Genomic DNA, 26,899 nt, shown 5'->3' with positions numbered 1-26,899 from the left:
TGAGCAAGTGCTTGTAGCCGGGCTTGGCTTGGGGGACGTGGAAGGATCGTCCGTAAGCGTTGACCTTCGCGCCGTTGTGGAGCTCCACGGCATGAACCGCGGTCCAAGTGGTCGCCCAGCCCAGACTGCCCTCTTCTTCAAAGCTCACGGGCTCCAGGGAGACCGCTGCATAATCTTAAATCAAGCCGGGATTCAATCCCAACGCGATCATCTTGGTTTCGTTGGTTGTGACGGTTGCGCTCATGTGACACCTCTTGGCTTGGTCGGCGGCACTGCCTACCCCTGAATTCAAGGTAGATCGCCCTGGAAATTTGTCCACGGCTGCAGCGGACAAAACTTTGACTAAAAGCAAAGACTGCGGAGCTAAGGCCGCAGTTATTCCCAACATCACTTATCGCGCCGAAGGCGTTGGTGCTTTCCATCCATGCGGATGCTTTTTCAGATGCCGGCGCGCAGCGACCGGCGGCGGCTTCCGGCACAGGCTTTTTCTCCCACGGGGGTGGTCACACCCACCCCCTTGAGGCCATCGACACGTGCGAGGCGCCCGCGATCACCAGGTGATCCAGCACTCGGATGTCGAGAAGCGCAAGGGCCTGCTTGAGGCGGTCGGTGATGGCGCGGTCGGCCGCGCTGGGCTCGGGGTTTCCGCTGGGGTGGTTGTGAAAGAAAATGACCGCGGCGGCGTTGTGGTCCAGTGCCTTCTTGGCGACGATGCGGGGATGGACTTCGCACCCGTCGATGGTGCCTTGAAAGAGGTGCTCGGTGGCCAGGATGCGGTGGCGGGTGTCCAGGAACACCGTGCCAAACACTTCGTGATCCAGGTGCGCACAGCGGGCAGTGAGGTAGCTGCTGGCGCTGCTGGGATCGGTGATGGCTCCTTGGCGGAGGAGGCGACGCTCCAGGATGTGCGAGGCGGCCAGGAGGATGCCCTCCTCGTCCATGGCCAGCTGGTATTGGGCCCGAATGTCGTTGGCTCGCTTCATCTGCTTTCTCCACCGGCGCGGGATGCGCCTCGTGGGAACCGATGGGCGAAGCGTTGGACGAATCCGCACCCGGGAGCGAGCACCGCCAGGCGCGCAGCGAAGGGCCGGAACACCGTGGAGGAGGACTGCCCTTGCGGCTGCGTCAGCGGAGCCAGGATTCCCAGTGAAGAGGCCACTGCCCGGGTGGGGATGGCAATCAAAGAGAGCAATCAGTGGTCAAAACACGTGCCTGGATGCAAACGATCCGATACATTGAGGGATCAAGGACCGCAAACAGGGGACACAGGAATGTTCGGCAAGTTCAAAAAGCAGGCAAGCAAGCCTATGACCGGGGCGGAGCTGGCGGAAGAAGGCCTTCGGCAGGTGGCCATCGCCGCCAAGAACGGGGACATCGATTTCCAGCGCGGGCGGGTTCACGAAGACATCTTTGCGCACGCTGATCAACCTGCTGGAATGATGAGGCTGACTTACGTCATGATCAGCCCCACCGTCGAGAACGAAGTTATCGCCCGCTCCGTCATGCTGCTCGATCGCGTCGAAGCAAACACGCCGGTGTTTCAGATGGACTGGGCGGTTCTGGAAAGCTACAGAGGGCAAGGCTTTGGCATCGCCGTGGCGTTGAAGTCATTGATGGAATTCACCAACGGCATGCAGGGCAAGCTTAAGAGTGGATACGTCATTGAGGCGGTGGTTGACGAAGGCAACGACGCGTCGCTGAAGATCGCCCGCAAGATTTTGGGTGGAGAGAAGGTCCTACCGAATCCTGCCATTGGTAAGAACACGCACAGTTTTCTTCGCGTGTTTCCTGCATAACAAGCGCACCGCCAAAGGCTTGGGCAAGACACCGCTTCAAGTCCCATAGAGCGGTCATCGCATCCGCTGCCGTGGGGCGTCCTTGGGCGCCTCTACAGCAACCTCGGCAACGTCGTCTGCGGCACGCCATGCCTTCCCTTCGCGCACCATGGCGGGGCCCCTGGAACGTGCGATGGCGACCTCTTTGGCGGTTGGTGGGCTCCATGACCGATGTTCGTCCAAGTAGCGCTCCAGGGACGGCCTCAACGGCCGACCAATGTTGGGCAACGGCAACGCCCGATCATGGCGTTCGTCTTGCTGACGGGCATAGGCGACTTGCTCGGGCTCCCCAAACGCCTCCCGGTGGGCATCGAGCAAGCGATCAACCGCGTCCACGTCCCCGCGGGCGTGGAGCGATTCTGTATAAAGCGCCTGGAGCAACGGGTCGCGCTCTTGCTGAACCTCTTCGCCCGTGCTTTCGCCCTGGAACAGCCCGTCGTGGCGAGGGCGGGCGTCGATCGGGTCTGGGCGCACCCGGCCATGGCTGGTCCTCATGCTCGCCTCCGGGCCAGCCCGCTGCCGTGAAGAAGCCCGCATGCCATCGAATAGACGACAACAGCCAGCGAGGATGGCAGGTATGGGTTGGAAGGATCCAACCAGACCCCGGTCACCACGTGCTGAAGTTGGTAGGCCAGCAACGCCAAGCACGCGTAGAACAGGACCAGCCGCCACAGCAACGCAGCCACGGATGGGGCGTCCTGTCGGCCGGCTTGGAACGCCTCCCAGCCGCTGCGGGCGCTGCGGGCTTTGGAGGCGCACAGCCACGCGATTCCGAAGGTGATCGCAAACATGGCGAGCTCAAACAGCACGACCACCAGAAAAACGGTCATGGGGTCCTCCTCTGGGTTGGGAGCAGGCCATGGGCATGCAGGTAAGCGTGAACCGCCTGCCGGGTCACGCCCAGGCGCTTGGCAATTGCAGGGCCGTTGTTCCCCTGCTCCAGGAGGCGCACCACCAGGGCGTGCTGGTCAGCCAGTGGGCGCCTGGGCTTTTGCCGCAACCCCAGGTGAGCCAGGTCGGCGCTCACCACGGGCGACGGAACGCCCAGGGCTTGGGCGATGGCCGCCCGGCGGTGTCCCTCTCGAAACATCCGGGCGACTTCAGAGCGGCGGTGGGCAACGGATCGCCGCTTCATGCGCCCAACCACCAGCCAGCGAACAAGGAAATCCATTTCATCAGCGCATCTCATCCGCCAAGCCAATGGCACCGCAGGCGCGCTCTCTGCATGACGATGCATTCTCACCACCACCCCACACTTCAATCCGTGCCATCGGCACCACCCGGGTCTTGCTTCCCTTCCCCACCAGGAACACCCGATCACCTTCGCGCACGTCCACGTCGGCGTCTTGGACTACCGCGAGGACGCGCTGGCGGCGATCGGACAAATCGCGCACGTAGATCTCCACCGCACGGCGGCCGCTGAGGCCCTTTTGAACCGCGGTTCCGGCAACCCCACCGATGACGCCGCCTGCCACACGGGCGGCGTTGCGGTAGTCCCGGTTCTTGACCTGGTTAGCAGCCCCATAACCAACGGCCGCCCCAATGGCAGAACCAGCGTTCAGACGCTGGTCGGACTTCAGTTGAACCGTGCGGACCATCAGGACCTCACCCAGTCGGGCGTCCTGGACGGACAGGGCCTCGGACGAACCGTAACGGCGAGCGGAGGTGGAATCGGCGGCAAAGGCGGCCGGAGCAGACAACGCCAGCGCAAGGGCCAGAACAATGGTTTTCAAGGTGCACCTCCGTTTCGTGAGTAGGTTCACCTATGCATAGATCGATTCTGGAAATGCGCAAGGGGGGCGGAAAAAGGAAAGGCGGTTTTAGCTGCCTTTCCATAGGTTCAGAGCCGGGCCCGCATGCGCGGTGCCTCTTGAACTTGGGTGTCCTGCCCATTTGCCCTCAAGGCGGCAGTCGCTTGCCGCTGAGCCTCGGCGGCAAAGCCTCCTGCAGGTGGCTTCCAGGAGTCGGCGGAGGGATAAATCTCCTCCAACCGCTTGGAAAGGTTATGAGCACGCAATTCATGCGCCGCATTTTCCAGGAAGGTGCGCGTTTCCTTGTTCCCCGCAAAGTCGACGGGCTTCAGGCCCTCGTCTCGAAAGCCGTTGACGTAGTCATCGAAGCCCGATTCGCCTACCAAATAGCACTTCTTGTTCCAATCGGCCCCAGCGAAAACTAACTCGCGGCACAGCTGGGCATTCCCAACGCTCGCAGCCTCATGAAGGACGCTGTAGCCGGCATACTCGTTGTAGGCCCATCCTTCGTCACCATCGATGTTGTAAGAACGGCTCCTACTGACCAGCGCTGTGTCGGGGTCCTCCACCAGCTCAAGAAGCGCCTTCGAGTCGCCGGCCTCAATGAGAGCAACGGCCTTAAATACGAAGGCTTGTTCACTCCTATCGCTCTCCGCTCGTTTCGCTGCCTCCTCTTCTTCCAACTGCTCGTAGTAGGCCTGCTCACGGCGACGCCCCTCAAAGTAGTCTCGGGTATCCCATGCGCACTCGCCACGGTTGTTTTTAACGCCTTCTTGGATGATGCTCCTACCCACACCCGCGATCAGCTCCTCCATCGCATCATCGTGCGCGGTGTGAGCAGGAATGTTCCCTTCCAGATCCCTTGCTTCAAGATCGGCCCCTGCCTCCACCAATGCCCGCACCACCTCCCCATTTCTAGCATGGTGAAGAGCAGTGCGGCCTTGCTCATCGGTGTCGCTTACACTCTCGCCTCGCGCCAGTGCTGCGGCAACCGCCTCGGACGTCGCGGCATGAAATAGCGTGACCGGCTCCGCTACGACCCGCTCATGCAGCGGAACAGCAGCTTGAAGGTCTACAATGCTCTCGCGATTTGGGACCTGGTCTGGGTCCGCAATTCCCATTGCTTCTTGGTCCGAATCAACCGCGCCGGCATGAAGTAGCGCGACAGGCGCCGCTTCCATCCGCTCACGCGGCGGAACAGCACCTTGAAGGTCACGAGTGCTCTCACGGTTTGGCGCCGGGTCCGGGTCTGCAATGCCCATCGCGTCCTGGCCCGAATTGAACGTATCGGCATGAAGTCGCACGACAGGCACCGCTTCGACCTGATCATGCAGCGGAACGCCATGTTGGAGATCACGTGTGCCCTCACGATTTGGCACCGGGCCAAGGTCCGCAATGCCCATCGCTTCCTGGTCCGAATTGGCCGTATCGGCTGACCTCCCTATGAGCTGCGCGAGGCCTGAGAGGACTGGCCCCTCTTGGGTCAGTCGCACGAATTCTTTCAATCTTTGCGCAATGTTCATGTCACCTCCAGTACGAGTTGTTCTATCCACTCATAGCGCAGATTCGCAAACGCGCAATGGGTATCAGGCCACCATCACGTGGCTCCTCTGCCTGGCCTTCTCACGCGCTTTCGTGCGGGCCTTCGTGCCCTTAGGTTTTTCAAGCTCCTGCTGGTTGCCTGCCACGAGCTGCCGCTCCTGCTCAACCTTCGGGAGCGGCTCGCGAACCAACTCGGGCACCTTCAGGAACTCCACCACCCGCTCGGCCGCCGCCGCGGCTCGGAAGAGCTCCCGGGGATCGTCCCGGAGGATTTGGATCCACGACTTCACGTAAGCCGCGTGCTGGGTGGGGTCATGGCCAATGCCCAGTCGTTCGCCCATCAGCATGCTGGAGATCTCGGCGACCAATTCTTCCTTGGCGTAGTCGATGCTCCCGAAGGCCCCTTTCTGGTCGCGGTTGAGGCGGGTGGGAAAGCCGGTCCAGTGGCCCAGCTCGTGCAACGCGGTGGCGTAGTAGCCGCTGGCCGAGTGGAAGGTGTTGCGCTGGGGCAAGTGAATGCTGTCCGTCATCGGCCGGTAGAACGCCTGGTTGCCCCCGTCGTGGTGGATCTCGGCTCCGCTACCCTTGAGCACCGCTTCGCAGGCCTGATGAATGTCGGGCTCTGGACGCGGGGGTGGCAGGACCAACGCCGGCAACCCATCGATTTGCATCGCGTTGAACACGCGGGGGAAGAAGACCTTGGGGTGGGCCTTGGCGATGAGATCGGGGTCCCCGCTCTTCTTGGCCTCTTCGACCGGTGACCAATCCCAGTATTCGATGACGCTGGCTTTCTCGCCTTTGCGAACCTGAGCGCCCACGAGCGCAGCTTGCTTGTAGGTCATCCACCGGTTGTCCTGGGTGTCCCAGGCGCTCTGCAGGGCCCACAGGTGGAGCAGGTTTCCGCCCCGGTAGCTCTTGCCCGTCGTGGGGTTCATGGGCAACCCGAGGTCCACGCGGGCGTCCCAGGGCTTGAGGAAGGGACCGGTGCCCTCCTCCATCTGGCGGATCAGGCGTTCGACGACGTCGCGGGAATGGCGCTGAAGGAAGCTTTCGTTGGGGGTGGCATCGGACACGGGCAGGCTCTCCTGGAAGGCAAGGAAAGGCGCCTGTCGGCAACGCCAAGGGGGTTAGGCTGGAAACTTCAATCGTGAATGGTGACGGCGCGCCCCTGCTCCAGCAGGCTCTCCAGCAACGCCAAGACCCGGTCGATGGTCAAACCGGTGCCGGGGTCTGTGTCGCCCTCCTGGAGCTGCACCCGGATGCCCTCGGGGGTTCGGTGCACGGTGAAACGGGGGGAGGCCGCCAGGGCGTCCTGGCGGTCCATGCTGTCGTCCACAAAAGCATCGGAAGGGATCATGGTTTCAGCATGCGACAAGATGGGGATTTGGCAAGCCCCCCGCCACGACCGCACCTGCTGACAGGGCGCCTGTAGGGCTGGATGAGAAATGGGACCACTGCTTCCGCCTGCGGTTGACGGCATTGAGCCCCAGCCTCTCTACAAGCCAGCCAACCGCAAAACGGTTGTTGTGAAACTGGCTCACACAGGCGTTTCCAAATCCGCCATGTCCCGCAGTGGTTTGATCCCCGCAATTCGAATCTCGGCCACGCGAGGCTTCTTGCCCCCATGGGAGATTTGGTAGATGCCGGCCTCGGGAAACTTCTCGCGAACGCGCTTCCAGAAGTCCTCCGCGTTGACAGGCTTCTTGCCCAACTCTTCCAACACGTATTGGCGGTAGTCGGCGTAAATGGCCGTCTTGTCGGTGCAAACACCGCTGTCGTAGGAAGCGTCGCGGTCCGCCATGTAGGCCATGGTCGTGTCCGATGCCATTCGGTTTTGCTCGGCCAGCGCCAGCACGGCGTCGGGCAGCTTTTCGGAAAACCCGCCACGCTCCATGAGGCGCAGCGCTCCTTCCAGCACCCAGTCCAGCACCTGGGCCATTTCCTCCTCGCTTTCGGTGATCTGCAGGTGGAAGTCAGGCTCACGCTTCTTTCCATTTCCCCCCTTCGCGCCCTCATGGGTCTTCTCACCCATGCGAACATTGAAGGGGATGGCCAGAACCTTTCGCCAGAACCCGTGCTCATGTCCGGAAACCGTGAACCAGGCGTTGACGCTGGCGAACAGTGTGCCGATCGGGAGGGTGGTGTATGCGTCTTTGCGCTTGGCCTCGACTTGGATCGGGTCACGGGAAATGAGCGCTTTCAGGACTTCCTGGATGGATGCGGCAAGGACCTTTGGCGTCTCCGTGACAATGTAGGCGCTCTTGCCCACCAGTGGGGCCATGGCAAAAGTCCCGTCCAGCTTCTCCAGACGCAGCGACACGTTGCGGGGGTGAAGGGCGCGCAGGATGTGGAGGAACGTGGACTTGCCATTGCTGCCCGACCCAACCAGGAAGAAGGCCTTCTCAAAGCAGATCGACATCAACGAGCTGGCCACCGCCTCCTGAAGGAGTGCACGCACCTCCAGGTCGGGCTGAAAGAGATCCAGGTATTGACCGAACTTCGAGTTGGGATCCAGCGGCTTGGGAGTGTAGTAGCCATCGCCGTCAACCTGTTCCAGCCGCAGCCTGGCAGGGACCTGGTAAGTGATTCCATGCTCCTTGGCGGCTGCCAGCACCCGAATGCGCGCCCTGGACGGCGTCTCGTCGTTCTGAAACAGGAGTGCTTGCCGCGGGCCCAAACCCTGTCCATACGTCGCAGAAAAAACGTCCTGATCAACGACCTCTTCCCCATCCGCCGCTGCGCGAGCACAACGCGGTTCGTCAGGCTTGACGATCTCAAGGTAACCCCCCTTGAGGGGAACGATGGCCCTGCGATCGGACTTCTTGGGCAACCAGCATTTTCGATCCCCCATCAGCTCAAGCACCGCCGTGTTGATGCAGCTGGTTGCATGACCTGCGTTCGCCTTGTCCTTGCGCTCCAATCGGAGCCAGGAAAGCGCCTTGGCCGCCATGTCCTTCTCCGAGCAACGGTCCCAGTAGCCTTGCTCAGGAAGCCAGCGGAAGAAGCTGCAATCGTCGTCACCATCCGGCAACTTGCCGCCGATCGCATACTCCTCCGTCGCTTTCAGGTGATCGGCAAAATCTGCCTCGAATGCTTGATCGCTCAAGGTTGCCTTGGGCGCTGGTGCTCCAAAAGCCGCCTTGGGGGCCGCATTCCCACGGAAGGAAAGGACATTGCTGGGGCGCCCATTGACACCCGAAGTTGGTGTTGTATCGTTCATGTGTGTGTTGTCCGTTTTTTGAACCCCGGTTGGCGCCGGGGTTTTTTGTTGATTACGCGGCCTGCTGGACGCGACTCATCCATTCCACCAGCGCTTGACGCATGGCTTCCGATGAAGTCTTGCCCTGGGCATCAGCCGCCGCTTGAAGCCGCCGCTTGAACGCTCGACTCACCCGCGCCTTCAACATTTCGTCTCGCGGTTGCGTCGCCTTCTTCGATGTGGGGGAGTTCGTCATTGCTCGTTTCCTGGGTGATGTGGTCCCGTTGTGGCCACAACCCCATCCAAACAGAGCCCACGAACTTGTCCAGATCAACTTCTTGACTAAAACCAATATCTGTTGCCTCAACAGCATTTTTTGCATAAACGAGAGGCAATTCACGCTTTTCAGCCAAGGTGTAACAGGTGCTTGTTACACCCCTTGTTACGGCTGAAACCCTGACCAGACAAGGTTTGTCACGGGTGTAACAGGTGTAACGAGTAGATCCATTGATTTGAAAAAGTGATTGGCCATTGAAGCCAAAATCTCTGATGCAGCTGCAAGTAATGCCTACCCACCCGTTACACCCGTTACACGCGCCTTCGCCGCTGCAAAGCCATTGAATCCATTGGACAAACTGCCGTAACAAGCACCTGTGATGGGTGTAACGGGTGCTTGTTCCGTCCCCGAGAAGATCATTCTTCGTTCGCACTCCCCTGGTTCGCACTGGCCACCTGCACTACCCGCTCGATGGCAAAGAACTTCCCGCGCAGCACGCCGCTTGCGTGCGCTTGCTGAAGGTGACCGGCGGCGCGCTTGCCGTAAGCCACCACCAACGATCCCGACGGCGCTGCCGTGCCGGTGGTTCCGTCGGGACGCACGAACTTCAGCCTCCCACGGGTGAACAGAATCGCCGTCGCGTTGGGGTGGGAAAGCACGCAGTCGTGCATCCATCCCGTCTCCATGCTGACCGGCACCAGGGCGATACCGCCGCCGGGGTGGTTGGCCAGCTTGCTCAACCACTTCTCCATCCCTTTTCCGTAAGGCGGGTTCATCCACACGAATGCCTGCATCGGCCACGGCGTTGCCAAGCCGTCCTGGCTCGGCGGGATCATTCGGCGGGCCGTGGGCGCCGGCAGCCGCGACGGGTCTTCGGGCGTGCAAGGATCGAGGTCAAAGCCGCGCCTTCCCCCCAGCGCCCTGACGATGGCAGGCGGGGTATACCAATCGACGCTCGTGTGGGCCTTGTCGCTTGCCTTGTAGCAAACGGAGGTGAGCCGGGTGGGTTTAGCCGCTGCGAGGCGGTTGGGGCGGGTGGCCCGTTTGAATTGAAGAACGTTGGACTGCATATCGATCCCGCATGTCGTTCCCAATCGGAACGGACACGAGATTGCAGTTCTGACCCTGTAGGCCATCCACGCGCAAACGCCGTTTTATCGGGACAAGTGTCCCGATAATGGCCGGAAAGCATTGGCGCGACTCGCCTAGGTGTTTACCGACAAGAAGTCGGGAATGAGGTTTAGTCGGCGGCTTTCGCGGCGCTTTCGGCGGCGGAATCGAGCACGCCAATGGCCCAGTCGTGGAAGGGCTGACGTGCTTCGCTGCTTACCCACGGTGCATCTAGGGCTTCAATCACCGTAAGCGCACGCGCCGGCAGTTGTGGGTGAAGCGAAGCAAACCCCACTAGGCGATCGACGTCGTTGTAGGCCCAGGGAAGGTCTTGCTCCAAGCCTTCAAGGCCAAGTTTCTTCAATGCGGCCACGACGTCACCGAGGCGTTGCGCCAGAACGTCGGATGAAATGCGTTCGGCACCGGCACAACGTCTCACCGATGACCACCTGTATTGCGCGCCTTGGCGATTATTCTTGACGGGCTTGTGTTCTGGGATCAACCCTTCGTTGCGCTGGCGACGTTTCTTCAGTGCATCCTTGGAAATGCCCAGCATGTAGGCAGCCACGCCAGGGCCGACCCATTCCAGCTTGCCTGACTTTGCCCTGGAAAACTCCTCATCCTCAGCCGCTGTCAACGCCAGGGGCTTCGGCTCCTTCGACGGCCGGCCAGGGCGCCCGCCCAGAATGTCTGGATCACGCGTGCTCAAAGCCGACCACTTCCTTTTTCGAACGGCCGCACTGGCTTTGCCTCGTGGGTGGCACTGTCCAACCGCTCTTCTAGATCACTGGCATGCTGGCGCGACCGTGCGGCCTCGATCAGGTGCTGTGTGCCGGTGAGCACGGCCACAAACGCATCCTGGTAAGCCTGACGTGCCTCCGTGCTTGTCCAAGGCTGGGCCAACGCTTCTTCTAAGGTGCCTTCCCACACGTCACCCCCGTCCAAGGCCTGCGCGAGAACGACGTCATCCACGACCAGCACGTGGCCGGCGATTCGGTTACCCACCAACGCCCAATCGTGTGGGGCCATGGCTACGTCCCGCAGGGTAGCCAAGTGGGAAATCCGCCCCAGCTTCTTCTGAAGCCTTGCCACCTCGTCCTTGGCCTGCCGAAGGGCCAGCTCCAACTCAAATTCCCGTGCTCGTTGCTGCGCCTGATCCAATTCGGTTTGGAGGCGGCGTTCCTTGGGCGTCTTTCCCCGACGAGCCTCCTGCCAAGCCACCAGATCACCGTAGAGGTATTTCACGTGCTGGTTCAACCCAGCCCCGACCAGGCCCGCTCCCTTCTGGAACGGGGGGCCAAGGGGAGGCGAACGGCGACGCCACTCACCCAGCGTGTCGAAATGAACACCAAGGTATCGGGCGGCGGCCCGGGTGCTCACCGTTGGCGGGGGTAATCCCGCCGCAGCACGATCAAGCTCCCGATCCAACGCATCGGCTTGCCGCGTCAGAAACTGCTCTTCTGTCCGTTGAAGTTCAATCGTCATCCAGGGCCGTGATCTGGTTTCTGGGAGCAAAAATAGTAACCGGTTCGTCCTTCGATTCATCGAGCCGAGGCTTGTCCGCGCCCTTGAGCCGGTTCCACACCCGTGGGCTACGGGCAATCATCAGCTCCTCCACTTCCGTAAAGGCCTCGCGCAACCGTTTCCATTCTTGATCGGTGTAGAGCTTGCTCACCTCAGCCATACCGCGGTCTCCAGGCTGGGACACGTGGTGGTGGAGCATCTGTGAGACCACACGGCTTTCCCCGAGATGGAGACCGGCATACCTCCCCAACGTCCGGCGGAGATCGTGGGGGGTCAGCCCTTGATCCACGTCGTTCCGGACGTCCGTCAGGCCCGCGTCCCGGCGCACATTGGCCAGGATGGACTTGCTGTCAGAGTAGTGCCCCGTCTTGCTGCGATTGGAACGGGCAGGAAAGACATACTTTGAGCGCAGCACTTCGTGCTCTGCCTTCTCCATTGCTTCTTGAAGCCCTGCGACCACGGCTTTTGAAGCGCCACTCTTGCGCGCCGCTTCCATCAGTTGGCGGGCTGCAGCAAGCTCCTTCTTGGGACCCACCTCGTCCATTCGGGTGTCCAAGCGTCGTCGCAGGATCCGCTGGGCGAAGTAGCAAACAGGCAAGAAACGGCTCTCGCCGGACTTGGTGTCGCTCATGAAGACCTGCGGCCCGGTCCGGCCGGTGTAAGGGTTCACCGCGTCCGGTTCACCGAGCCAGACCCAAGAAACCTCACGCTGGGAGAGCTCGCCTTTGGTGCATCGATCAAACCAGCGCAACTCCACTGCCTCGTTTCGCCGAGTGCCCCATAGCAAGGTCAACATAAGGTAGTCAGCCGCTCCGGCGTTGTGGCCGCCCTGCTCGTCCCGTCGGGCCAAAATGGCTTTCATCACGCGAGGCAGCGTGTCGTCGTCCAGCGGGTTTCTGACCGCCGCCCGTTCGTAATGCTTGCGCAATTCGCGGGCACTGCGCACCAACTTCTTGCTGAAAATGATGGAGAACGGATTGAACGACAGCAGCGGCTGGCGCCCTGAGATGCTGGCTTCTTCCACTTCTTTGAGCACCACGTGCTTCACGCCCCGGTAGGCATCGGTGAAGGTGTGCTCAGCTGCAGCAACTCCAGAGGCCTTCACCCGCTGGATGTATTTCCCCGTGATGCCCAAGGATTCCAAGGTAGCGGTGTCGAGCTCGGCCCAGTCGTCGTGTCCCATCAACGCGTTGCGCATCGCCGTGGGGATCCGATTGGAGCGGGCCATGGCGCTGCGGCGCATGGCCTCGTAGGCCTTTCGGATGTCCGCTTCGCGCAGTTCCTTCACCGTCCTGTCCGCCAAAGCCACTTCAGGTCGGGCCAAGCGAGCCATGCTGTCTTTGTAGGCAGACACGCTGTTGGCTTTGACCAAGCCCCTTGCCAAGCGGTCTTCCATGTCCGCCAGGTAGGAGGCCATGCACTGGCGCACGGTGATGCTTGCCAGCCGCTCGATGCTCTCTTCGACCCTCCGGACCTTGGCCTGGTGGGCCTTGGGGTTCTCTCCGGTGTCCATCAGGATAGCCAGATGGGCCCGTGCCTTCTCATAGGCCTCAGCCAAGCCCATATCCGTCGCGTTGCCCAAGGCGAATCGACGCACCCCCTTAGGACCTCGCCTCACCACCTCGTAGGTGACCTTCGTCTTCCCCACGTAGAACCCAAATCCGACAGGGGCGCCTTGACCCGCATCCACGATCCGATAGGGCTTCCCAATGTCGGCCTGCGAGCGGGGGACCAGCTTGATGCGATCGCCGACGCGCTCGGGAATGACGTGGGTTGAAAGCTGCAGCAGCTGAGCATGGGTCAGACTAAACTTGAACGCCGCTCGTCGGGCGCCCGTTTCTGTCGCAACATTTTTTGCCATGGATGCAAGCGCTCCTTTTTCTGTCGCAACAGGATTCTGACCTCAACCAAGAGTCGTCGCAACAGGATCGCAACAAAAAACACCGTTAGTTGCCGTTTCTGACCGGAAGTGGCCGTTACAAATCGAGGCGTAAATTTTGCAAACCACTGATTCAAAAGAAAACAAGAAACAGATCAAGGCCAGCGCAGAACACACGCCTCTAATGAAGCAGTTCTTCGCAGCGAAGTCCGAGTACCCGGATCTGCTGCTGTTCTTCCGCATGGGCGACTTCTACGAGCTGTTCTACGACGATGCACGCAAGGCTGCACGCCTGCTCGACATCACCCTGACCCAGCGCGGCAGTTCCGGCGGCGCCCCGATTCCGATGGCCGGTGTGCCCGTGCATGCCTACGAGGGCTACCTGGCACGGCTGGTGGCGCTGGGCGAATCCGTGGCGATCTGCGAGCAGATCGGCGACCCGGCCCTGGCCAAGGGGCTGGTCGAGCGCAAGGTGGTCCGCATCGTCACCCCCGGTACGGTCACCGACGAAGCACTGCTCGACGAACGCCGCGACACCCTGCTGATGGCCCTGTCGCGCACCCGGCAGGGCTACGGCCTGGCCTGGGCCGACCTCGCCGGTGGCCGCTTCCTGGTCAACGAGGTCGACACCGACGACGCGCTGGAAGCCGAGCTGGCGCGCCTGGAGCCGGCCGAGCTGCTGGTGCCGGACGAGGAGAACTGGCCGGACTTCCTGCGCCAGCGCAGCGGTGTGCGTCGCCGCGCGCCATGGCTGTTCGATGCGGACAGCGGTCGTCGGCAGCTGCTGGCCTTCTTCAAGCTGCATGACCTGAGCGGCTTCGGCATCGACGACAAGCCACGCGCCACGGCCGCCGCAGGCGCCCTGCTCGGCTATGTCGAAGAAACCCAGAAGCAGCGCCTGCCGCACCTGACCTCGATCGCGATGGAAACCGCCGGCGAGGCGATCGCCATGAACGCCGCGACCCGCCGCCACCTGGAGCTGGATACGCGGGTCGACGGCGATACCCGCAATACCCTGCTGGGCGTGCTCGACAGCACCGTCACGCCGATGGGCGGCCGCCTGCTGCGTCGCTGGCTGCATCGCCCGTTGCGCCTGCGCGAGGTGCTGGTACAGCGCCACCATGCGGTAGCGACGCTGATCGATCGCGGCAGCGATGGCGACATCCGCGAACAGTTCCGTCGCCTGGGTGACCTCGAGCGCATCCTCACCCGCGTCGCCCTGCGCTCGGCACGCCCCCGCGATTTCTCGACACTGCGCGATGGCCTGGGCCTGTTGCCTGCGGTGCGCGACGTGCTGGCGCCACTGGACTCGCCACGCCTGCAGGCGCTGTACGCCGCGCTGGGCGAGCATGACGACTGCGCGCAGCTGCTCGCGCGTGCCATCGCTGAAATGCCGCCGCTGAAACTCAGCGATGGCGGCGTGCTGGCCGATGGCTTCGACGAGGAGCTGGATGAGCTGCGACGCCTGTCCACGAACGCCGACCAGTTCCTGGTCGACCTTGAGCGGCGCGAGCGCGAAAGCAGCGGCATTGCCACACTGAAGGTCGGCTACAACCGTGTGCACGGCTATTACATCGAGATCAGCAAGGGCCAGGCCGACCGCGCACCGGTGCACTACACGCGCCGCCAGACCCTCACCAACGCCGAGCGCTACATCACCGAAGAACTGAAGGCGTTCGAGGACAAGGTACTGTCCGCGCGCGACCGCTCGCTGTCGCGCGAGAAGTTCCTGTATGAGCAGCTGCTGGACACGCTGGGTGCACAGCTGGAGCCGCTGAAGCAGTGTGCCGCCGCGTTGAGCGAACTGGATGTGCTGGCCGCATTCGCCGAGCGCGCGCAGGCACTGGACTGGTCGCGCCCGGAACTGGAAACGGCACCCTGCCTGAAGATCGAGCGCGGCCGTCACCCTGTCGTGGAAGCCGTGCGCGAGCAGCCCTTCGAGCCGAACGATCTGGACCTGCACCCGGACCGCCGGATGCTGGTCATCACCGGCCCGAACATGGGCGGTAAATCCACCTACATGCGGCAGAATGCACTGATCGTGCTTCTGGCCCACATCGGCTCCTTCGTACCGGCCAGCCGCGCCGTGATCGGCCCGATCGACCGCATCCTGACCCGCATCGGCGCCGGCGACGATCTCGCCCGCGGGCAGTCGACCTTCATGGTCGAAATGGCCGAGACCAGCTACATCCTGCATCACGCCAGCCCACATTCGCTGGTGCTGATGGATGAGATCGGCCGCGGCACCTCCACCTATGACGGCCTTGCCCTGGCCGACGCGGTGGCCCGCCACCTCGCCTACGAGAACCGCTGCTACACACTGTTCGCCACCCACTATTTCGAGCTGACCGCGCTGGCCGACGAGCAGTACGAGGGCGGCCGCAGCGGTATCGCCAACGTGCACCTGGATGCGGTCGAGCATGGCGAAGCGCTGGTGTTCATGCACGCTGTGAAGGACGGCCCGGCCAACCGCAGCTTCGGACTGCAGGTGGCCGCGCTGGCCGGCCTGCCTCGATCGACCGTGGCACAGGCGCGGCGGCGCCTGGCCGAACTGGAACAACGGGGCAGCGAGAGCCATGCGGCGGAGCTGGCCCCTCAGGCGCTGGATGCCCCGCAGCAGTTCGGCCTGTTCAATGCCCCGTCCAGCAAGGCGCAGGAGGCGCTGGCCGCCATCGATCCGGACGAACTGACGCCCAAACAGGCGCTGGAAGCGCTGTATCGGCTGAAGTCACTGCTGTAACCGGCATGGGACCGGCGCAACGCCGGCCCCCCTCCCGCCCCCGGTCAGAGCGAGCCTGCGCCCGGCAGCCTTCGCATTTCCGTCGTGCAGGCGGCGTTATGCTCGGGCGGTCCTTCCTTCACAGAACGGAGACCGCCATGAACACCGAATCCCTCGCCGCATCCCTCTTCCAGCAGCTGCAGCAGGGGCAAGGCCTGCAGCAGGTTTCCCAGCAGCTCGGCCTGGACAGCAGCCAGACCACCCAGGCGGTGGGCAGCGCCTTGCCGCTGCTGCTGGGCGCAATGGGCCAGAACGCCAGCGAGCCGCAGGGCGCGCAGTCCCTGCTCAATGCGCTGCAGCGTGACCATCTGGGCAGTGGTGGGGGTGGCGGCTTCGACCTCGGCAGCATCCTCGCCGCAGTGATGGGTGGCGGCGGCAGCGGCGCCACCGATGGGGCCGGCATCCTCGGCCACATCTTCGGTGGCCAGCAGCCGCAGGCCGCGCAGGTGCTTGGCCAGAAGACCGGCCTGGACAGCGGCACCTCCGGCAAGCTGCTGGCGATCCTTGCGCCCATCGTCATGTCCTTCCTGGCCCAGCGCTTCGCCCAGCAGGGCAACGCCAGCGAACTCAGCAGCGCCCTCGGCCAGGAGGCGCAGCAGTCCGGCGGCATCGGCAGCATGCTGGGCGGTGTGCTCGATCAGGACGGCGACGGCCAGTTCGGGGCCAGCGACCTGCTGAAGCTCGGCTCGGGGTTGCTCAAGCGCTGATCGCACACACCCGTACAAGCCCCGGACCTAATAGACAGCCACTATCGCATTGGTTGAATCAATCGAATTTACCGATCCACAGGCGCCACCTAATGTGGGTCGGGCCTCCCCCGATTCCACCTTTCGCCAGTCCACAGGTAGAGACCCATGAAAAGCGAAGCGAAGTGCCCCTTCAACCATGCCGTCGTCGGTGACGCGACGACCAACCGCGACTGGTGGCCGAACCAGCTGCGCGTGGACCTGCTCAACCAGCATTCCGCGCGCTCCAACCCGCTCGATGCCGGCTTTGATTACGCATCGGCGTTCAAGAGCCTGGACTATGCCGCGCTGAAGGCAGACCTGAAAGCACTGATGACGGACTCGCAGGACTGGTGGCCGGCCGATTTCGGTCACTACGGCGGCCTGTTCATCCGCATGGCGTGGCACAGCGCCGGCACCTATCGCATCGGTGATGGCCGCGGTGGCGGCGGCCGCGGCCAGCAGCGCTTCGCCCCGCTCAACAGCTGGCCGGACAACGTCAGTCTGGACAAGGCGCGACGCCTGCTGTGGCCGATCAAGCAGAAGTACGGCCAGGCCATCTCCTGGGCCGACCTGCTTATCCTGACCGGCAATGTCGCGCTGGAGTCGATGGGCTTCAGGACACTGGGCTTCGCCGGTGGCCGTCCCGATACCTGGGAACCGGATCAGGATGTGTACTGGGGCCGCGAAACCACATGGCTGGGCGGTGACGTGCGCTACAAGCATGGCTCCGAGGGCGTGGTGGAATCCCACGGCGTGCTGGTGTCCGATGACGATGCCGATGGCGACGTGCATTCGCGCAAGCTGGAGAACCCGCTGGCCGCAGTGCAGATGGGCCTGATCTATGTGAATCCCGAGGGCCCCGACGGCAATCCTGACCCGGTACTGGCTGCACATGACATCCGTGACACGTTCGGCCGCATGGCGATGGACGATGAAGAAACGGTGGCGCTGATCGCCGGCGGGCACAGCTTCGGCAAGACCCATGGCGCCGGCCCGGCAGACAACGTCGGCAAGGAGCCTGAAGCGGCCGATCTGGAGAGCCAGGGCCTGGGCTGGGCCAACAGCTTCGGCAGCGGCAAGGGCGGCGACACCATCACCAGTGGCCTGGAAGTCACCTGGACCCGTACTCCAGCGCAGTGGAGCCATGACTTCTTCGAGAACCTGTTCAAGTACGAATGGGAACTGACCAAAAGTCCGGCCGGCGCGCATCAATGGGTGGCCAAGGATGCCGAGGCGGTCATTCCCGATGCGCACGACGCCTCGAAGAAGCACCGCCCGACCATGCTGACCACCGATCTGTCGCTGCGCATGGATCCCGCCTACGAAAAGATCTCGCGCCGCTTCCTGGCCGATCCGCAGGCGTTTGCCGATGCGTTCGCGCGCGCCTGGTTCAAGCTGACCCATCGCGACATGGGGCCGCGCGCGCGCTATCTGGGGCCGGAAGTGCCGGCCGAAGAGTTCATCTGGCAGGATCCGCTGCCGGCCGCAAAGCACCCGCTCATTGAGGCCAGGGATGTGGCCACCCTGAAGCAGGCGATCGCCGCAAGCGGCCTGAGCGTCCCTGAACTGGTCTCCACGGCCTGGGCATCGGCCTCCACCTTCCGTGGCTCGGACAAGCGGGGCGGCGCCAATGGTGCGCGCATCCGCCTGGCACCGCAGAAGGACTGGCCGGTAAACCAGCCCGCCCGTCTGGCCAAGGTGCTGGCCGCGCTGGAAAAGGTGCAGAGCGGGTTCAATGCCGGCAGTAAAAGGCAGGTGTCGCTGGCCGACCTGATCGTGCTGGCCGGTGGCGTGGGCATCGAACAGGCCGCCAAGGCCGGTGGGCACGACATCAGCGTACCGTTCACGCCGGGCCGTACCGACGCCAGCCAGGAGCAGACCGACGTGGAATCGTTCGCGGTGCTGGAACCGGCGGCCGATGGATTCCGCAACTACCTCAAGGGCGCCTACAGCGTTCCGGGCGAAGCGCTGCTGATCGACCGGGCGCAACTGCTGACGCTGACCGCCCCGGAGCTGACCGTGCTGGTCGGTGGCCTGCGCGTACTGGGTGCCAATGCCGATGGCAGCGCGCACGGCGTCTTCACCGATCGGCCCGGGACACTCAGCAACGACTTCTTCGTCAACCTGCTGGACATGGGCACGCAGTGGAAGGCCACCGGTCGTGAAACCTACGAAGGCCGCAGCCGCAACGACGGCGCCGCACGCTGGACCGCCACCCGTGCTGATCTGGTATTTGGATCCAATGCGGTGCTGCGTGCGCTGGCAGAGGTCTATGGCAGTGCAGACGGCGAGAAGAAGTTCGTGCAGGACTTCGTCGCGGCGTGGACCCGGGTGATGGAGCTGGACCGCTACGACCTGCACGGCTGATCACCGGCAGGCCCGGCGCTGCTGTCGGAAGGCCCACCGGGCATGGCCCGGCGCTGCCACTGAAGGGCTCGCCGGGCATGGCCCGGCGCTGCCTTGGGGGCGTTCGCGTTACAGCGCGTCGATGTCGCCCAGCGCGCGGATCAGACGCCGCGCGCGCTTGTCCGGCTTGTGCTCCGGTGGCTGGAAGCCGTCGCGCGCGGCGATGCGCAGTGCGCGCTGCTGGGCGCGCCGTGCCTTCGAGGCCTCGCTCTCGGCATACAGCTGGTGCGCGACCGGGGCAGGCCCGCGCTGGTCGCTCAGGCCCATCACCTGGATCTCGAAATGCTCCTCGCCGCGATCGACCTGCAGGTGCTCACCCACGCGCACCGCGCGCGAGGACTTCGGCCGCTGACCGGCCACGCTGACCTTGCCGGTTTCGATGGCCTGCTTGGCCAGGCTGCGGGTCTTGAAGAAACGGGCCGCCCACAACCAGATGTCCAGACGGACACTGGGCGACAGCGGGGAAAGCTCAGGCATCGGCAGGTACTACTCCGTTCGCTTGTTCAGGGGGCGCGGATTGTCGGGGTCGGTGCGGCAGCCGCTGCCCCCGATCAGGGTCGGTGCTCCGGCAGCGAGATCCTGGCGCTGGCTGCCGACCAGACATTCGGGGCGGTCGGTCGGCCGCACCTGGGTATCGCCCAGCCGGTCTCCCGACGAACATGCGGCCAACAGGCCGCCAATCAAGGCCAACGTCATCGACCTCACCTGCTGTCGTTGATGCATTGCCACATCCCGCGAACCGGCTTGGTGCTAGTGTGCGCCTCCCGGGATTCGATCACCACCCCATGGCCAAAGCGCCGCTTGACCTGACCGCCGGCCCGATCGGCCGCAATCTCCTGCTGTTCTCGCTGCCGATCCTGGCGGGCAACATCGCGCAGTCGCTGAACGGTTCGGTGAACGCGGTATGGGTCGGGCGCTTCCTCGGCGAAGCGGCACTGACTGCCACCGCGAACGCCAACAACATCATGTTCTTCCTGATCGGTTCGGTGTTCGGCTTCGGCATGGCCTCCACCATCCTGATCGGCCAGGCCATCGGTGCACGGGATATCGCCCAGGCACGGCGCGTGGTCGGCACCAGTGCCACGTTCTTCATCGGCCTGTCGGCGATCATCGCCATCGCCGGCTGGTTCATGGCTCATCCGCTGCTGGCGGCGATGGGCACGCCGGCGGCCTCGCTGCCACTGGCCGAGGCCTATCTGCGCATCATCTTCCTGGCAATGCCGACGTTGTATGCCTTTGCCTTCCTCAGCGCCGCGCTGCGCGGTGCCGGTGACTCGCGTACGCCGTTCCGCTTCCTGCTGCTGTCGGTCGTGCTGGACATCGCATTGAATCCGGTACTGATCTTCGGCATGGGGCCGTTCCCGGAGCTGGGCATCGCCGGCTCGGCCTGGGCCACGCTGGTGTCGCAGACCCTCTCGCTGGGCGGCCTGCTGCTGTACATGCGGCACAAGCGCCACACGCTGTGGCTGGGTCGCGCCGACATGCGCCTGTTCAAGCTGGACCTGACCATCCTCAAGGCACTGGTGGTCAAAGGCGTGCCGATGGGCCTGCAGATGGTGCTGATCTCGCTGTCGGTGATCCTGCTGATGACCATGGTCAACCAGTACGGCACCGAAACTGCAGCGGCCTATGGCGCCTCGTTGCAATTGTGGAACTACGTGCAGATGCCGGCGATGGCGATCGGCGCGGCCTGTTCCACGATGGCCGCACAGAACGTGGGTGCCCAGCAGTGGGATCGCGTCCGCGGCACCGCACGCAAGGGCGTGCTGTTCAATTTCCTGCTGACCGGTGCGTTGATCCTGCCGCTGGTGCTGCTGGACCAGTACTCGCTGGCCCTGTTCCTGCCGCAGGGCAGCGAGTCGCTGCAGATCGCGCGCCACCTCAACCATGTGGTGGTCGGCTCGTTCCTGTTCTTCGGCGTAAGCTTCGTGATTTCCGGCGTGGTGCGCTCGACGGGTGCGGTGATTCCACCACTGCTGATCCTGGCCGCGTCACTGTGGGGCGTGCGCGTTCCGTTCGCCGAACTGCTGCAGCCCTATTGGGGCGCAGATGCAATCTGGTGGAGTTTCCCGGTCAGTTCTCTGGTGTCGATGCTGCTGTCGCTGGGGTACTACCGCTGGGGGGGATGGCGCAAGGCGAAGATGATCAGCACACCCGCGAAGGCCGAGGCGATTGCCACACCGTCGGAGATTCCCGCCTGCCCACCGTCACCGGTGGCGGACCCGGATGCCGTGACCCGGTAGCGCCGGGCATGGCCCGGTGCTACCGCTTGTTCTTCGCGGCGTTGTGCTTGGCCGCCGCGCGCATCAGGGTCTTGAACGCCGTGGCATCGGGCATGGTGCCTTCATGGATGTCGATCGCGCGCCGCGTGTTGCCTTCCAGGCTGGCGTTGAACAGGCGCTTCGGGTCCGGCAAGGCCGCGCCCTGGGCGAAGGTCAGCTTCACTGCCTGCTTGTAGGTCTCACCGGTGCACAGGATGCCGTGATGTTCCCATACCGGTATGCCCCGCCATTTCCAGGTTTCCTGCACCTCCGGCAGCGCTTCATGGATCAGCGCCCGAACGCGTGCCAGCGTTTCACCGCGCCAGTCACCCAGTTCCGCGATGCGCGCATCGATCAGTGCGGCCGCGGGTGTTCCGGCGTCGTCGGGGTTCGGTGCATGCGTGGTCATCGTGTGCTCTCGTCGGCGGAACGTCCGGAATGGCGGGCTTACATGCGTTCGCCGGGCAATGCAGCGGCCTGGCGGACCCACTCGAGGAACTGCGCTTCATCCAGCATGCCCTCCTGCGTGATGTGCAGGTAGCGGGTATCGGCGCTTCTGGACGGCTCCGGTGGCATCGGTTGCAGGGCCGCGCCGCGGAAGAACGCGACCTTGATGTAACGGGCGAAGCAATGGAAGCTGAGGAACCAGCCGGCATCGGCGGCCACCGCGTACATCGGCGAGTTCCACTTCACCGCTTTGTGCACGCCGGGCACGGCTTGGCCTATCAGTGCGTCGAGGCGTGCGCCGATGGGCTGCTTCCAGTCCGGCATGGCGGCGATGTACGCCTGCACCGGCGCATCACCCTCGCCCTTGGCGATCTGCGGATTTCCCCCGGACAGGAGCCTGGGTGCAGTGGAAGGTGCGGCTCGCTTGGAAGGCATCGCACGGCGCATGCATGGGAATGAAGCCGCAGACTAGCGCCATCGGCAGCCTGCGGTCACGGCGCACTGCGCCATCGCTTCAGTCCGCCAGCGAGGCCAGGAACTGGCGCCATTCGGGCAGCTGTCGTTGGCGTTGAAGCGAGCGCATCAGGAGCGCCATCACCACACCGAACAGGCCGCCCGCCAGCAATCCGGCACCCAGCAGCAGGCCGAGTGGACGCTCACCGCCCTGCCACAGCAGCAGCCACATCAGGGCGCACCAGAACAGGCCGAACAGCAGCCCCTGCACCAGCGCGTTGATGCGGAAACCGGCCAGGATCGGCGGCGGCACAGCGACGCCCATCCGCCACAGCGTCCGATGCAGCAACGGTGCGGACTGCGCGCGAGGCAGCCCCTTGTCGTCCAGCAGACGAAGCGCCGCGCGGATGCGGTCGGGATAGCGCAGGTCGTTCTTGTTCATCGCACGAACCTAGCGGATGCAGGAGCACAAACGCAAACGGCCGCCCGAAGGCGGCCGTCGCGGCAACAACCGGAGTTGTCTATCAGGCCTTTTCGGCCAGACGGGCAGCCTTGGCCTGCGCAGCGGCAGCCAGGTCTTCCTTGATGCGGGCAGCCTTGCCTTCCAGGCCACGCAGGTAGTACAGCTTGCCGGCGCGGACCTTGCCGCGGCGCTTCACTTCGACCGAGTCGATGATGGCGCTGTGGGTCTGGAAGACGCGCTCGACGCCGTAGCCGTGCGAGATCTTGCGGACGGTGAACGAGGAGTTCAGGCCGGCATTCTTGGTGCCGATCACAACGCCTTCGTAGGCCTGCACGCGCTCACGGTTGCCTTCCTTCACCTTCACGTTGACGACAACGGTGTCGCCCTGGCTGAACTTCGGCAGTTCGCGGGTGATCTGGGCGGATTCGAATTCCGCGACGATGGACTTGTTCAGCTTGCTCATGGGTTACACCGATTCTTGTTCGGGTGGGCGTGTCGATTCGACAACGTAGGCTCATGCAGTCACCGGACTGTGCTGCACGTTTGTTTTGGGTACTGCGCACGCCAGCCGGGGCCGGCGGGAATTGGCCATGATAGCCGATAACGCCAGCCCTGCGCTAGGGGCTGGCCTTTTGTTTCCGGGCCTGACGGCCCTGCTCCAGCAGTTTGCGGTCGGTCTTGCCCAGCGCCTGTTCATCCAGCAGGTCCGGGCGCCGCTGGGCGGTACGGACCAGGGACTGCTGGCGGCGCCAGGCGGCGATGGCCGCGTGGTTGCCCGAGCGCAGCACCTCCGGCACGACCCCCAGCGGGTGCTGGGCCGGCTGGCTGTAATGCGGGCAGTCGAGCAGGCCGAGGTCGCCCTCGAAGCTGTCCTGTGCCGCCGATTCAGCGTCGTTCAGGGCCCCCTCCTGCAGGCGGGCCACGGCGTCGATGATGACCGCTGCGCCCAGCTCGCCGCCGGACAGTACGTAGTCGCCGAGGGAAATCTCCTCGTCGACATTGGCTTCCAGGAAGCGCTCGTCGATGCCCTCGTAGCGCCCACAGAGCAGGACCATGCGCGGCAGCGCCGCCAGTTCACGGACCTTGGCCTGGGTCAACGGCGCCCCCTGCGGGCTGAGGTAGATCACCCTGGCCGGGGTCGGATCGGCATTGCGGATCGCCTGCAGGCAGGCCTGCAGCGGTTCGATCAGCATCACCATGCCCGGGCCACCGCCGAAGGGACGGTCGTCCACCCGGCGGTAGTTGCCTTCGGCGTAATCACGGGGATTCCAGCCGTGAAGGCTGAACAACCCTTTCTCCTGCGCGCGTCCGACCACGCCCAGTCCAGCAGACTGGGCGAGGAACTCGGGGAACAGGGTGATGACGTCGAAACGCATGCTCAGAACTCGGGATCCCAGTCGACCACGACCAGGTTCGCCTCGAAGTCCACCGAAACGACGAAGTCCGGCAGCACGAACGGGATCATCCGCTCGCGGTCGCCACGGACCACCACCACGTCGTTGGCACCGGTGCTGAACAGGTGCGAGACCTGGCCCAGGGCAACGCCCTCGGTCGTCTTCACGTCCAGGCCTTCCAGGTCGACCCAGTAATATTCATCCGGATTCGGCGGCGGCAGCGCGCTGCGCGGCACATAGATCTCGGTGCCACGCATGGCTTCGACCGCGTCACGGTCCTCGACGCCGGGGAAACGCGCGACCAGGTGCTTGCCGCTGTCGCGACCCCGCACACCTTCAATCGTGGTTTCCACGCCGGACGGACTGCGCACGATCCATGGCTGGTAACGGAAAATGGCGGAACGTGGCTCGGTCCAGGACTCGAGCTTGATCTCGCCGCGCACACCAAAAGCGCCGACAATCCTGCCCAGCAGGATGCGGCGCTCGATATCTTTCATCTGCTTCAACCAGGAGGGCCACGCCGGAGCGTGGCCCGTCAGGATCAGGCCGCAGCGGCCTGGGACTTGGTCGCTTCCTTGATCAGGTTGCGGACCTTGTCGGTCGGCTGGGCGCCGTTCTTGACCCAATGGTCAACGCGGGCCAGATCCAGCTCGATGCGCTTCTCGGCGCCCTGGGCGACCGGGTTGTAGAAGCCAACGCGCTCGATGTTGCGGCCGTCGCGCGCGCTGCGCACGTCGGTGACGATGATGTGGTAGAACGGACGCTTCTTGGCGCCGCCGCGGGTCAGTCGAATCTTGACCATGGTGTGTTTTCCTATTGCCCAGTCGCCAGGATGGCGAGGTAAGCGGGCGATTATAGCGGCAGAGCGTGACCGAGCCAACCCCATGCGTCACGGTAGCGCCGGGCCATGCCCGGCGGCCGGCAGGCCATGCATCCGTTCAGGAAAGCGGTTGCCACGGCACGCCGGCCAGTACCGCCCGGCCCTGTTCAGCCAACGCCAGCGAGCCGGTCAGGGCCCGCCCATCAATGCTCTGCAGCGCCCAGAGTCCGCTGGCGTTGCAGGCAAACGCAGCCTGCACTCCATGCAGGGCGCCTGCCGGCAGGGGCCGGCACACCTGCGGTCCGTTCCAATGCTCACGCAGCAGGGCCTCTGCGGTACCCCGCAGCGCGGCGGCGCGTGGCCAGATCAGCTGGTGCCCATCATGCACGGCCACGTTCCAGGTCGTGCCCTCGCTGACGTGCCCCTGCGTGTCCACGAAAAGCGCGTCGTCAAACCCGTCGGCCATCGCCGCGCGCCGCTGCGCGAACAGGCCGAACGTGCCGACGTGCTTGATCTGCGGCAGCTCCCGCTGCCAGGTGACGCTGCGCACGCGGCGCGGCGTGGACAGCGATACCGGCGCGGATACCGCCACCAGCACATCGACCGCCACGCGGGCCAGTGGATCGCGGAAGTCGAAGTGACGCGAGAACACCGTCACCCGCAGCGAGGCGTCGGCAAGACCGGCCCTCTGCAGCGCCTGCGCCATCCAGCCCCGCACCTGCGCCGTGTCCAGCTCGCTGCCGAACAGGTCTCGTGTGGCCTGCGACAGTCGAGCCAGATGCAGGTCCAATCCCTGCACTGCTCCGCCACGCACCTGCAGCGAGGTGAAGTGACCGTAATTCACCAGCGCCGGCAGCAGATCCTCCACCTGCGCCGGCTGGCCGTTGCAGGTCAGCATCATCGCAGCAGCGCCTGCGCCTGTTCCCACATGCCGCGCAGCACGTCAGCGGCCGGCCGCGCCGGTGCCATCCACGCCGACTGCCCGGCCCAGGCCTGCATCGCCGCCAGCCGGTTCTCGCGTGTGGCCTGCGCGCGCATCGGCCCGGTCAGTCCACGCTGTACCGGGTACGGGCGCGGAGCCGGCGCACCGGCCGCCGCAGCGGCGCGTACATAGGGCGTTGCCAGGCCGCGGCCCAGTCGGCCACTGAACGCACGCGTCGGCCAGGTATCCTCCGGTTCCGTGATCGCCAGCGCGTCGGCCCAGGCCGGCGCCAGTGCTGCCTCCGGTGTGCGCAGGAACGCGGTGCCGATCTGCACCGCGCTGGCACCCAGCGTCAATGCCGCGGCGATGCCACGCCCGTCGGCGATGCCACCGGCCGCGATCACCGGAACTTGAAGATGGTCCGCAAGCCGCGGCAGCAGTGCGAACAGGCCGACCAACTGGCGTTCGGCCAGCGCCGGATCGAAGGCCCCGCGATGGCCACCGGCTTCAGCCCCCTGTGCCACCACCGCATCGGCCCCGGCGTCCTGTGCAGCCCGCGCTTCGGCCAGCGTGGTGGCACAGGCGATCCAGGCAATGCCGGCGTCCTTCAACCGCTGCACATGCGCGGGGGAAAGCACGCCCATGATGGTCGAGGCCACCGCCGGGCGCGCGGCCAGCAACGCAGCGAACTGGTCCTCGAAATCGGCTGGCGTGGCATCGGCCGCACTGGCCGGCACCTCCGGTCCCCACTGCGCGAGGAAGGCACGGCTGGCGGATTCGGCGACCACGTCGCGCGTCGGCGCCGGGTCCGGCAACCACAGGTTCACCTGCGCCGGGCCGGTGGAGATGGCCCGGAACTCATCCATCCACCGCCCGATATCGGCGGCCGAGGAGAGCACCGCGCCCATTGCGCCCATGCTGCCGGCATTGGCCAGCGCCGCCGACAACGGCACCGGACAGGCACCGGCCATGGGGGCGAGGAGGATCGGAAGCTGCAATGAAAAACGCCGACAGAAGGCGTCGGCGCGTTCAAGAATCGGCGATGCGTTCACGCGACATACCTGCGGGAGAGGTCGCCGCCCAGCATACGCCAGTCGTTGCAGGCGGGG

General features: G+C 64.3%; 29 protein-coding genes. 5 read left to right on the top strand and 24 right to left on the bottom strand.

Annotation, left to right across the window (positions count from 1 at the left end):
* Positions 1-503: 503 nt before the first annotated feature.
* Entirely contained in the window at positions 504-983 is a 480-nt protein-coding gene (locus AC06FB_RS07770) for a JAB domain-containing protein (RefSeq protein WP_478053542.1), read from the bottom strand.
* A gap of 288 nt (positions 984-1,271) precedes the next feature.
* Here AC06FB_RS07770 and AC06FB_RS07765 point away from each other — a divergent pair, with 288 nt between their 5' ends.
* Positions 1,272-1,796, top strand: coding sequence for a GNAT family protein (locus AC06FB_RS07765; RefSeq protein ID WP_478053541.1), 525 nt, complete (start codon positions 1,272-1,274; stop codon positions 1,794-1,796).
* Between the two features lie 54 nt (positions 1,797-1,850).
* Here the strand turns inward: AC06FB_RS07765 and AC06FB_RS07760 are convergent, their stop codons facing one another.
* The 12 genes from AC06FB_RS07760 to AC06FB_RS07705 all read right to left on the bottom strand — a co-directional run bounded on the left by AC06FB_RS07760 (position 1,851) and on the right by AC06FB_RS07705 (position 13,099).
* Positions 1,851-2,330 (bottom strand): hypothetical protein, encoded by a 480-nt coding sequence (locus tag AC06FB_RS07760; protein ID WP_478053540.1) that lies wholly within the window; start codon positions 2,328-2,330, stop codon positions 1,851-1,853.
* A complete protein-coding gene (locus AC06FB_RS07755; RefSeq protein ID WP_478053539.1) occupies positions 2,327-2,665 on the bottom strand; it encodes a hypothetical protein in 339 nt (112 codons plus the stop codon). Before AC06FB_RS07755 ends, AC06FB_RS07760 begins: the two co-directional genes overlap by 4 nt.
* A gap of 345 nt (positions 2,666-3,010) precedes the next feature.
* A complete protein-coding gene (locus tag AC06FB_RS07750; protein ID WP_478053538.1) occupies positions 3,011-3,568 on the bottom strand; it encodes a glycine zipper 2TM domain-containing protein in 558 nt (185 codons plus the stop codon).
* A 107-nt stretch (positions 3,569-3,675) separates the two neighbouring features.
* Entirely contained in the window at positions 3,676-5,109 is a 1,434-nt protein-coding gene (locus AC06FB_RS07745) for a hypothetical protein (protein WP_478053537.1), read from the bottom strand.
* Between the two features lie 63 nt (positions 5,110-5,172).
* Positions 5,173-6,201, bottom strand: a complete 1,029-nt coding sequence (locus AC06FB_RS07740; protein ID WP_478053536.1) for an ArdC family protein — start codon at positions 6,199-6,201, stop codon at positions 5,173-5,175.
* A 68-nt stretch (positions 6,202-6,269) separates the two neighbouring features.
* Positions 6,270-6,485 carry a hypothetical protein gene (locus AC06FB_RS07735; protein ID WP_478053535.1) on the bottom strand — a complete coding sequence of 72 codons (216 nt, stop codon included), beginning with the start codon at positions 6,483-6,485 and terminating at the stop codon, positions 6,270-6,272.
* 180 nt (positions 6,486-6,665) lie between these two features.
* A complete protein-coding gene (locus tag AC06FB_RS07730) occupies positions 6,666-8,348 on the bottom strand; it encodes a DNA primase family protein (RefSeq protein WP_478053534.1) in 1,683 nt (560 codons plus the stop codon).
* Between the two features lie 131 nt (positions 8,349-8,479).
* On the bottom strand, positions 8,480-8,740 hold the full coding sequence (locus AC06FB_RS07725; protein ID WP_152905568.1) for a hypothetical protein: 261 nt from the start codon (positions 8,738-8,740) through the stop codon (positions 8,480-8,482).
* A 280-nt stretch (positions 8,741-9,020) separates the two neighbouring features.
* On the bottom strand, positions 9,021-9,674 hold the full coding sequence (locus AC06FB_RS07720) for a DNA N-6-adenine-methyltransferase (protein ID WP_478053533.1): 654 nt from the start codon (positions 9,672-9,674) through the stop codon (positions 9,021-9,023).
* A gap of 170 nt (positions 9,675-9,844) precedes the next feature.
* Positions 9,845-10,423: a hypothetical protein gene (locus AC06FB_RS07715; protein ID WP_478053532.1), complete on the bottom strand. Its 579-nt coding sequence runs from the start codon at positions 10,421-10,423 to the stop codon at positions 9,845-9,847.
* On the bottom strand, positions 10,420-11,199 hold the full coding sequence (locus tag AC06FB_RS07710) for a nucleotide-binding protein (protein WP_478053531.1): 780 nt from the start codon (positions 11,197-11,199) through the stop codon (positions 10,420-10,422). Before AC06FB_RS07710 ends, AC06FB_RS07715 begins: the two co-directional genes overlap by 4 nt.
* On the bottom strand, positions 11,189-13,099 hold the full coding sequence (locus tag AC06FB_RS07705) for an integrase (RefSeq protein ID WP_478053530.1): 1,911 nt from the start codon (positions 13,097-13,099) through the stop codon (positions 11,189-11,191). Before AC06FB_RS07705 ends, AC06FB_RS07710 begins: the two co-directional genes overlap by 11 nt.
* A gap of 202 nt (positions 13,100-13,301) precedes the next feature.
* Between AC06FB_RS07705 and mutS the strand changes: the two genes are divergently transcribed.
* The 3 genes from mutS (at position 13,302) to katG (ending at position 18,991) form a co-directional block, all read left to right on the top strand.
* Entirely contained in the window at positions 13,302-15,857 is a 2,556-nt protein-coding gene (gene mutS, locus AC06FB_RS07700; RefSeq protein ID WP_253119072.1) for a DNA mismatch repair protein MutS, read from the top strand.
* A gap of 137 nt (positions 15,858-15,994) precedes the next feature.
* On the top strand, positions 15,995-16,603 hold the full coding sequence (locus AC06FB_RS07695) for a DUF937 domain-containing protein (RefSeq protein WP_346480578.1): 609 nt from the start codon (positions 15,995-15,997) through the stop codon (positions 16,601-16,603).
* A gap of 147 nt (positions 16,604-16,750) precedes the next feature.
* Positions 16,751-18,991, top strand: a complete 2,241-nt coding sequence (gene katG, locus AC06FB_RS07690) for a catalase/peroxidase HPI (protein WP_478053529.1) — start codon at positions 16,751-16,753, stop codon at positions 18,989-18,991.
* A 108-nt stretch (positions 18,992-19,099) separates the two neighbouring features.
* Here katG and AC06FB_RS07685 read toward each other — a convergent pair whose 3' ends face one another.
* Both AC06FB_RS07685 and AC06FB_RS07680 read right to left on the bottom strand, forming a co-directional pair.
* Complete coding sequence (locus AC06FB_RS07685) at positions 19,100-19,507, bottom strand: RNA-binding S4 domain-containing protein (RefSeq protein WP_262219230.1); 408 nt, start codon at positions 19,505-19,507, stop codon at positions 19,100-19,102.
* 9 nt (positions 19,508-19,516) lie between these two features.
* Positions 19,517-19,753, bottom strand: coding sequence for a hypothetical protein (locus AC06FB_RS07680; protein ID WP_053518955.1), 237 nt, complete (start codon positions 19,751-19,753; stop codon positions 19,517-19,519).
* Between the two features lie 62 nt (positions 19,754-19,815).
* Here AC06FB_RS07680 and AC06FB_RS07675 point away from each other — a divergent pair, with 62 nt between their 5' ends.
* The gene (locus AC06FB_RS07675; protein WP_478053528.1) at positions 19,816-21,273 is read left to right on the top strand and encodes an MATE family efflux transporter; all 1,458 of its coding nucleotides are present in this window, start codon (positions 19,816-19,818) and stop codon (positions 21,271-21,273) included.
* A 19-nt stretch (positions 21,274-21,292) separates the two neighbouring features.
* Here AC06FB_RS07675 and AC06FB_RS07670 read toward each other — a convergent pair whose 3' ends face one another.
* The 9 genes from AC06FB_RS07670 to AC06FB_RS07630 all read right to left on the bottom strand — a co-directional run bounded on the left by AC06FB_RS07670 (position 21,293) and on the right by AC06FB_RS07630 (position 26,842).
* Complete coding sequence (locus AC06FB_RS07670; protein WP_111186813.1) at positions 21,293-21,700, bottom strand: DUF1801 domain-containing protein; 408 nt, start codon at positions 21,698-21,700, stop codon at positions 21,293-21,295.
* A 38-nt stretch (positions 21,701-21,738) separates the two neighbouring features.
* Positions 21,739-22,173 carry a DUF1801 domain-containing protein gene (locus AC06FB_RS07665; protein WP_053518995.1) on the bottom strand — a complete coding sequence of 145 codons (435 nt, stop codon included), beginning with the start codon at positions 22,171-22,173 and terminating at the stop codon, positions 21,739-21,741.
* A 79-nt stretch (positions 22,174-22,252) separates the two neighbouring features.
* Positions 22,253-22,633 (bottom strand): DUF6404 family protein, encoded by a 381-nt coding sequence (locus tag AC06FB_RS07660; protein WP_053518961.1) that lies wholly within the window; start codon positions 22,631-22,633, stop codon positions 22,253-22,255.
* An 82-nt stretch (positions 22,634-22,715) separates the two neighbouring features.
* Positions 22,716-23,117, bottom strand: coding sequence for a 50S ribosomal protein L19 (gene rplS, locus AC06FB_RS07655; RefSeq protein ID WP_053518963.1), 402 nt, complete (start codon positions 23,115-23,117; stop codon positions 22,716-22,718).
* Between the two features lie 154 nt (positions 23,118-23,271).
* The gene (trmD, locus tag AC06FB_RS07650; protein WP_478053527.1) at positions 23,272-24,030 is read right to left on the bottom strand and encodes a tRNA (guanosine(37)-N1)-methyltransferase TrmD; all 759 of its coding nucleotides are present in this window, start codon (positions 24,028-24,030) and stop codon (positions 23,272-23,274) included.
* Between the two features lie 2 nt (positions 24,031-24,032).
* Positions 24,033-24,545 carry a ribosome maturation factor RimM gene (gene rimM / locus AC06FB_RS07645; protein ID WP_053518968.1) on the bottom strand — a complete coding sequence of 171 codons (513 nt, stop codon included), beginning with the start codon at positions 24,543-24,545 and terminating at the stop codon, positions 24,033-24,035.
* A 44-nt stretch (positions 24,546-24,589) separates the two neighbouring features.
* Positions 24,590-24,850, bottom strand: coding sequence for a 30S ribosomal protein S16 (gene rpsP / locus AC06FB_RS07640; protein ID WP_005415733.1), 261 nt, complete (start codon positions 24,848-24,850; stop codon positions 24,590-24,592).
* Between the two features lie 136 nt (positions 24,851-24,986).
* Positions 24,987-25,769 carry an aminotransferase class IV family protein gene (locus AC06FB_RS07635; protein WP_478053526.1) on the bottom strand — a complete coding sequence of 261 codons (783 nt, stop codon included), beginning with the start codon at positions 25,767-25,769 and terminating at the stop codon, positions 24,987-24,989.
* Positions 25,766-26,842: an NAD(P)H-dependent flavin oxidoreductase gene (locus AC06FB_RS07630; protein ID WP_253118959.1), complete on the bottom strand. Its 1,077-nt coding sequence runs from the start codon at positions 26,840-26,842 to the stop codon at positions 25,766-25,768. The genes AC06FB_RS07635 and AC06FB_RS07630 overlap by 4 nt, the downstream gene beginning before the upstream one ends.
* Positions 26,843-26,899: the final 57 nt, after the last annotated feature.

The organism is Stenotrophomonas sp. Steno-C15 (genome assembly GCF_056393265.1).
This window is presented reverse-complemented; position numbering and strand designations above follow the sequence as displayed.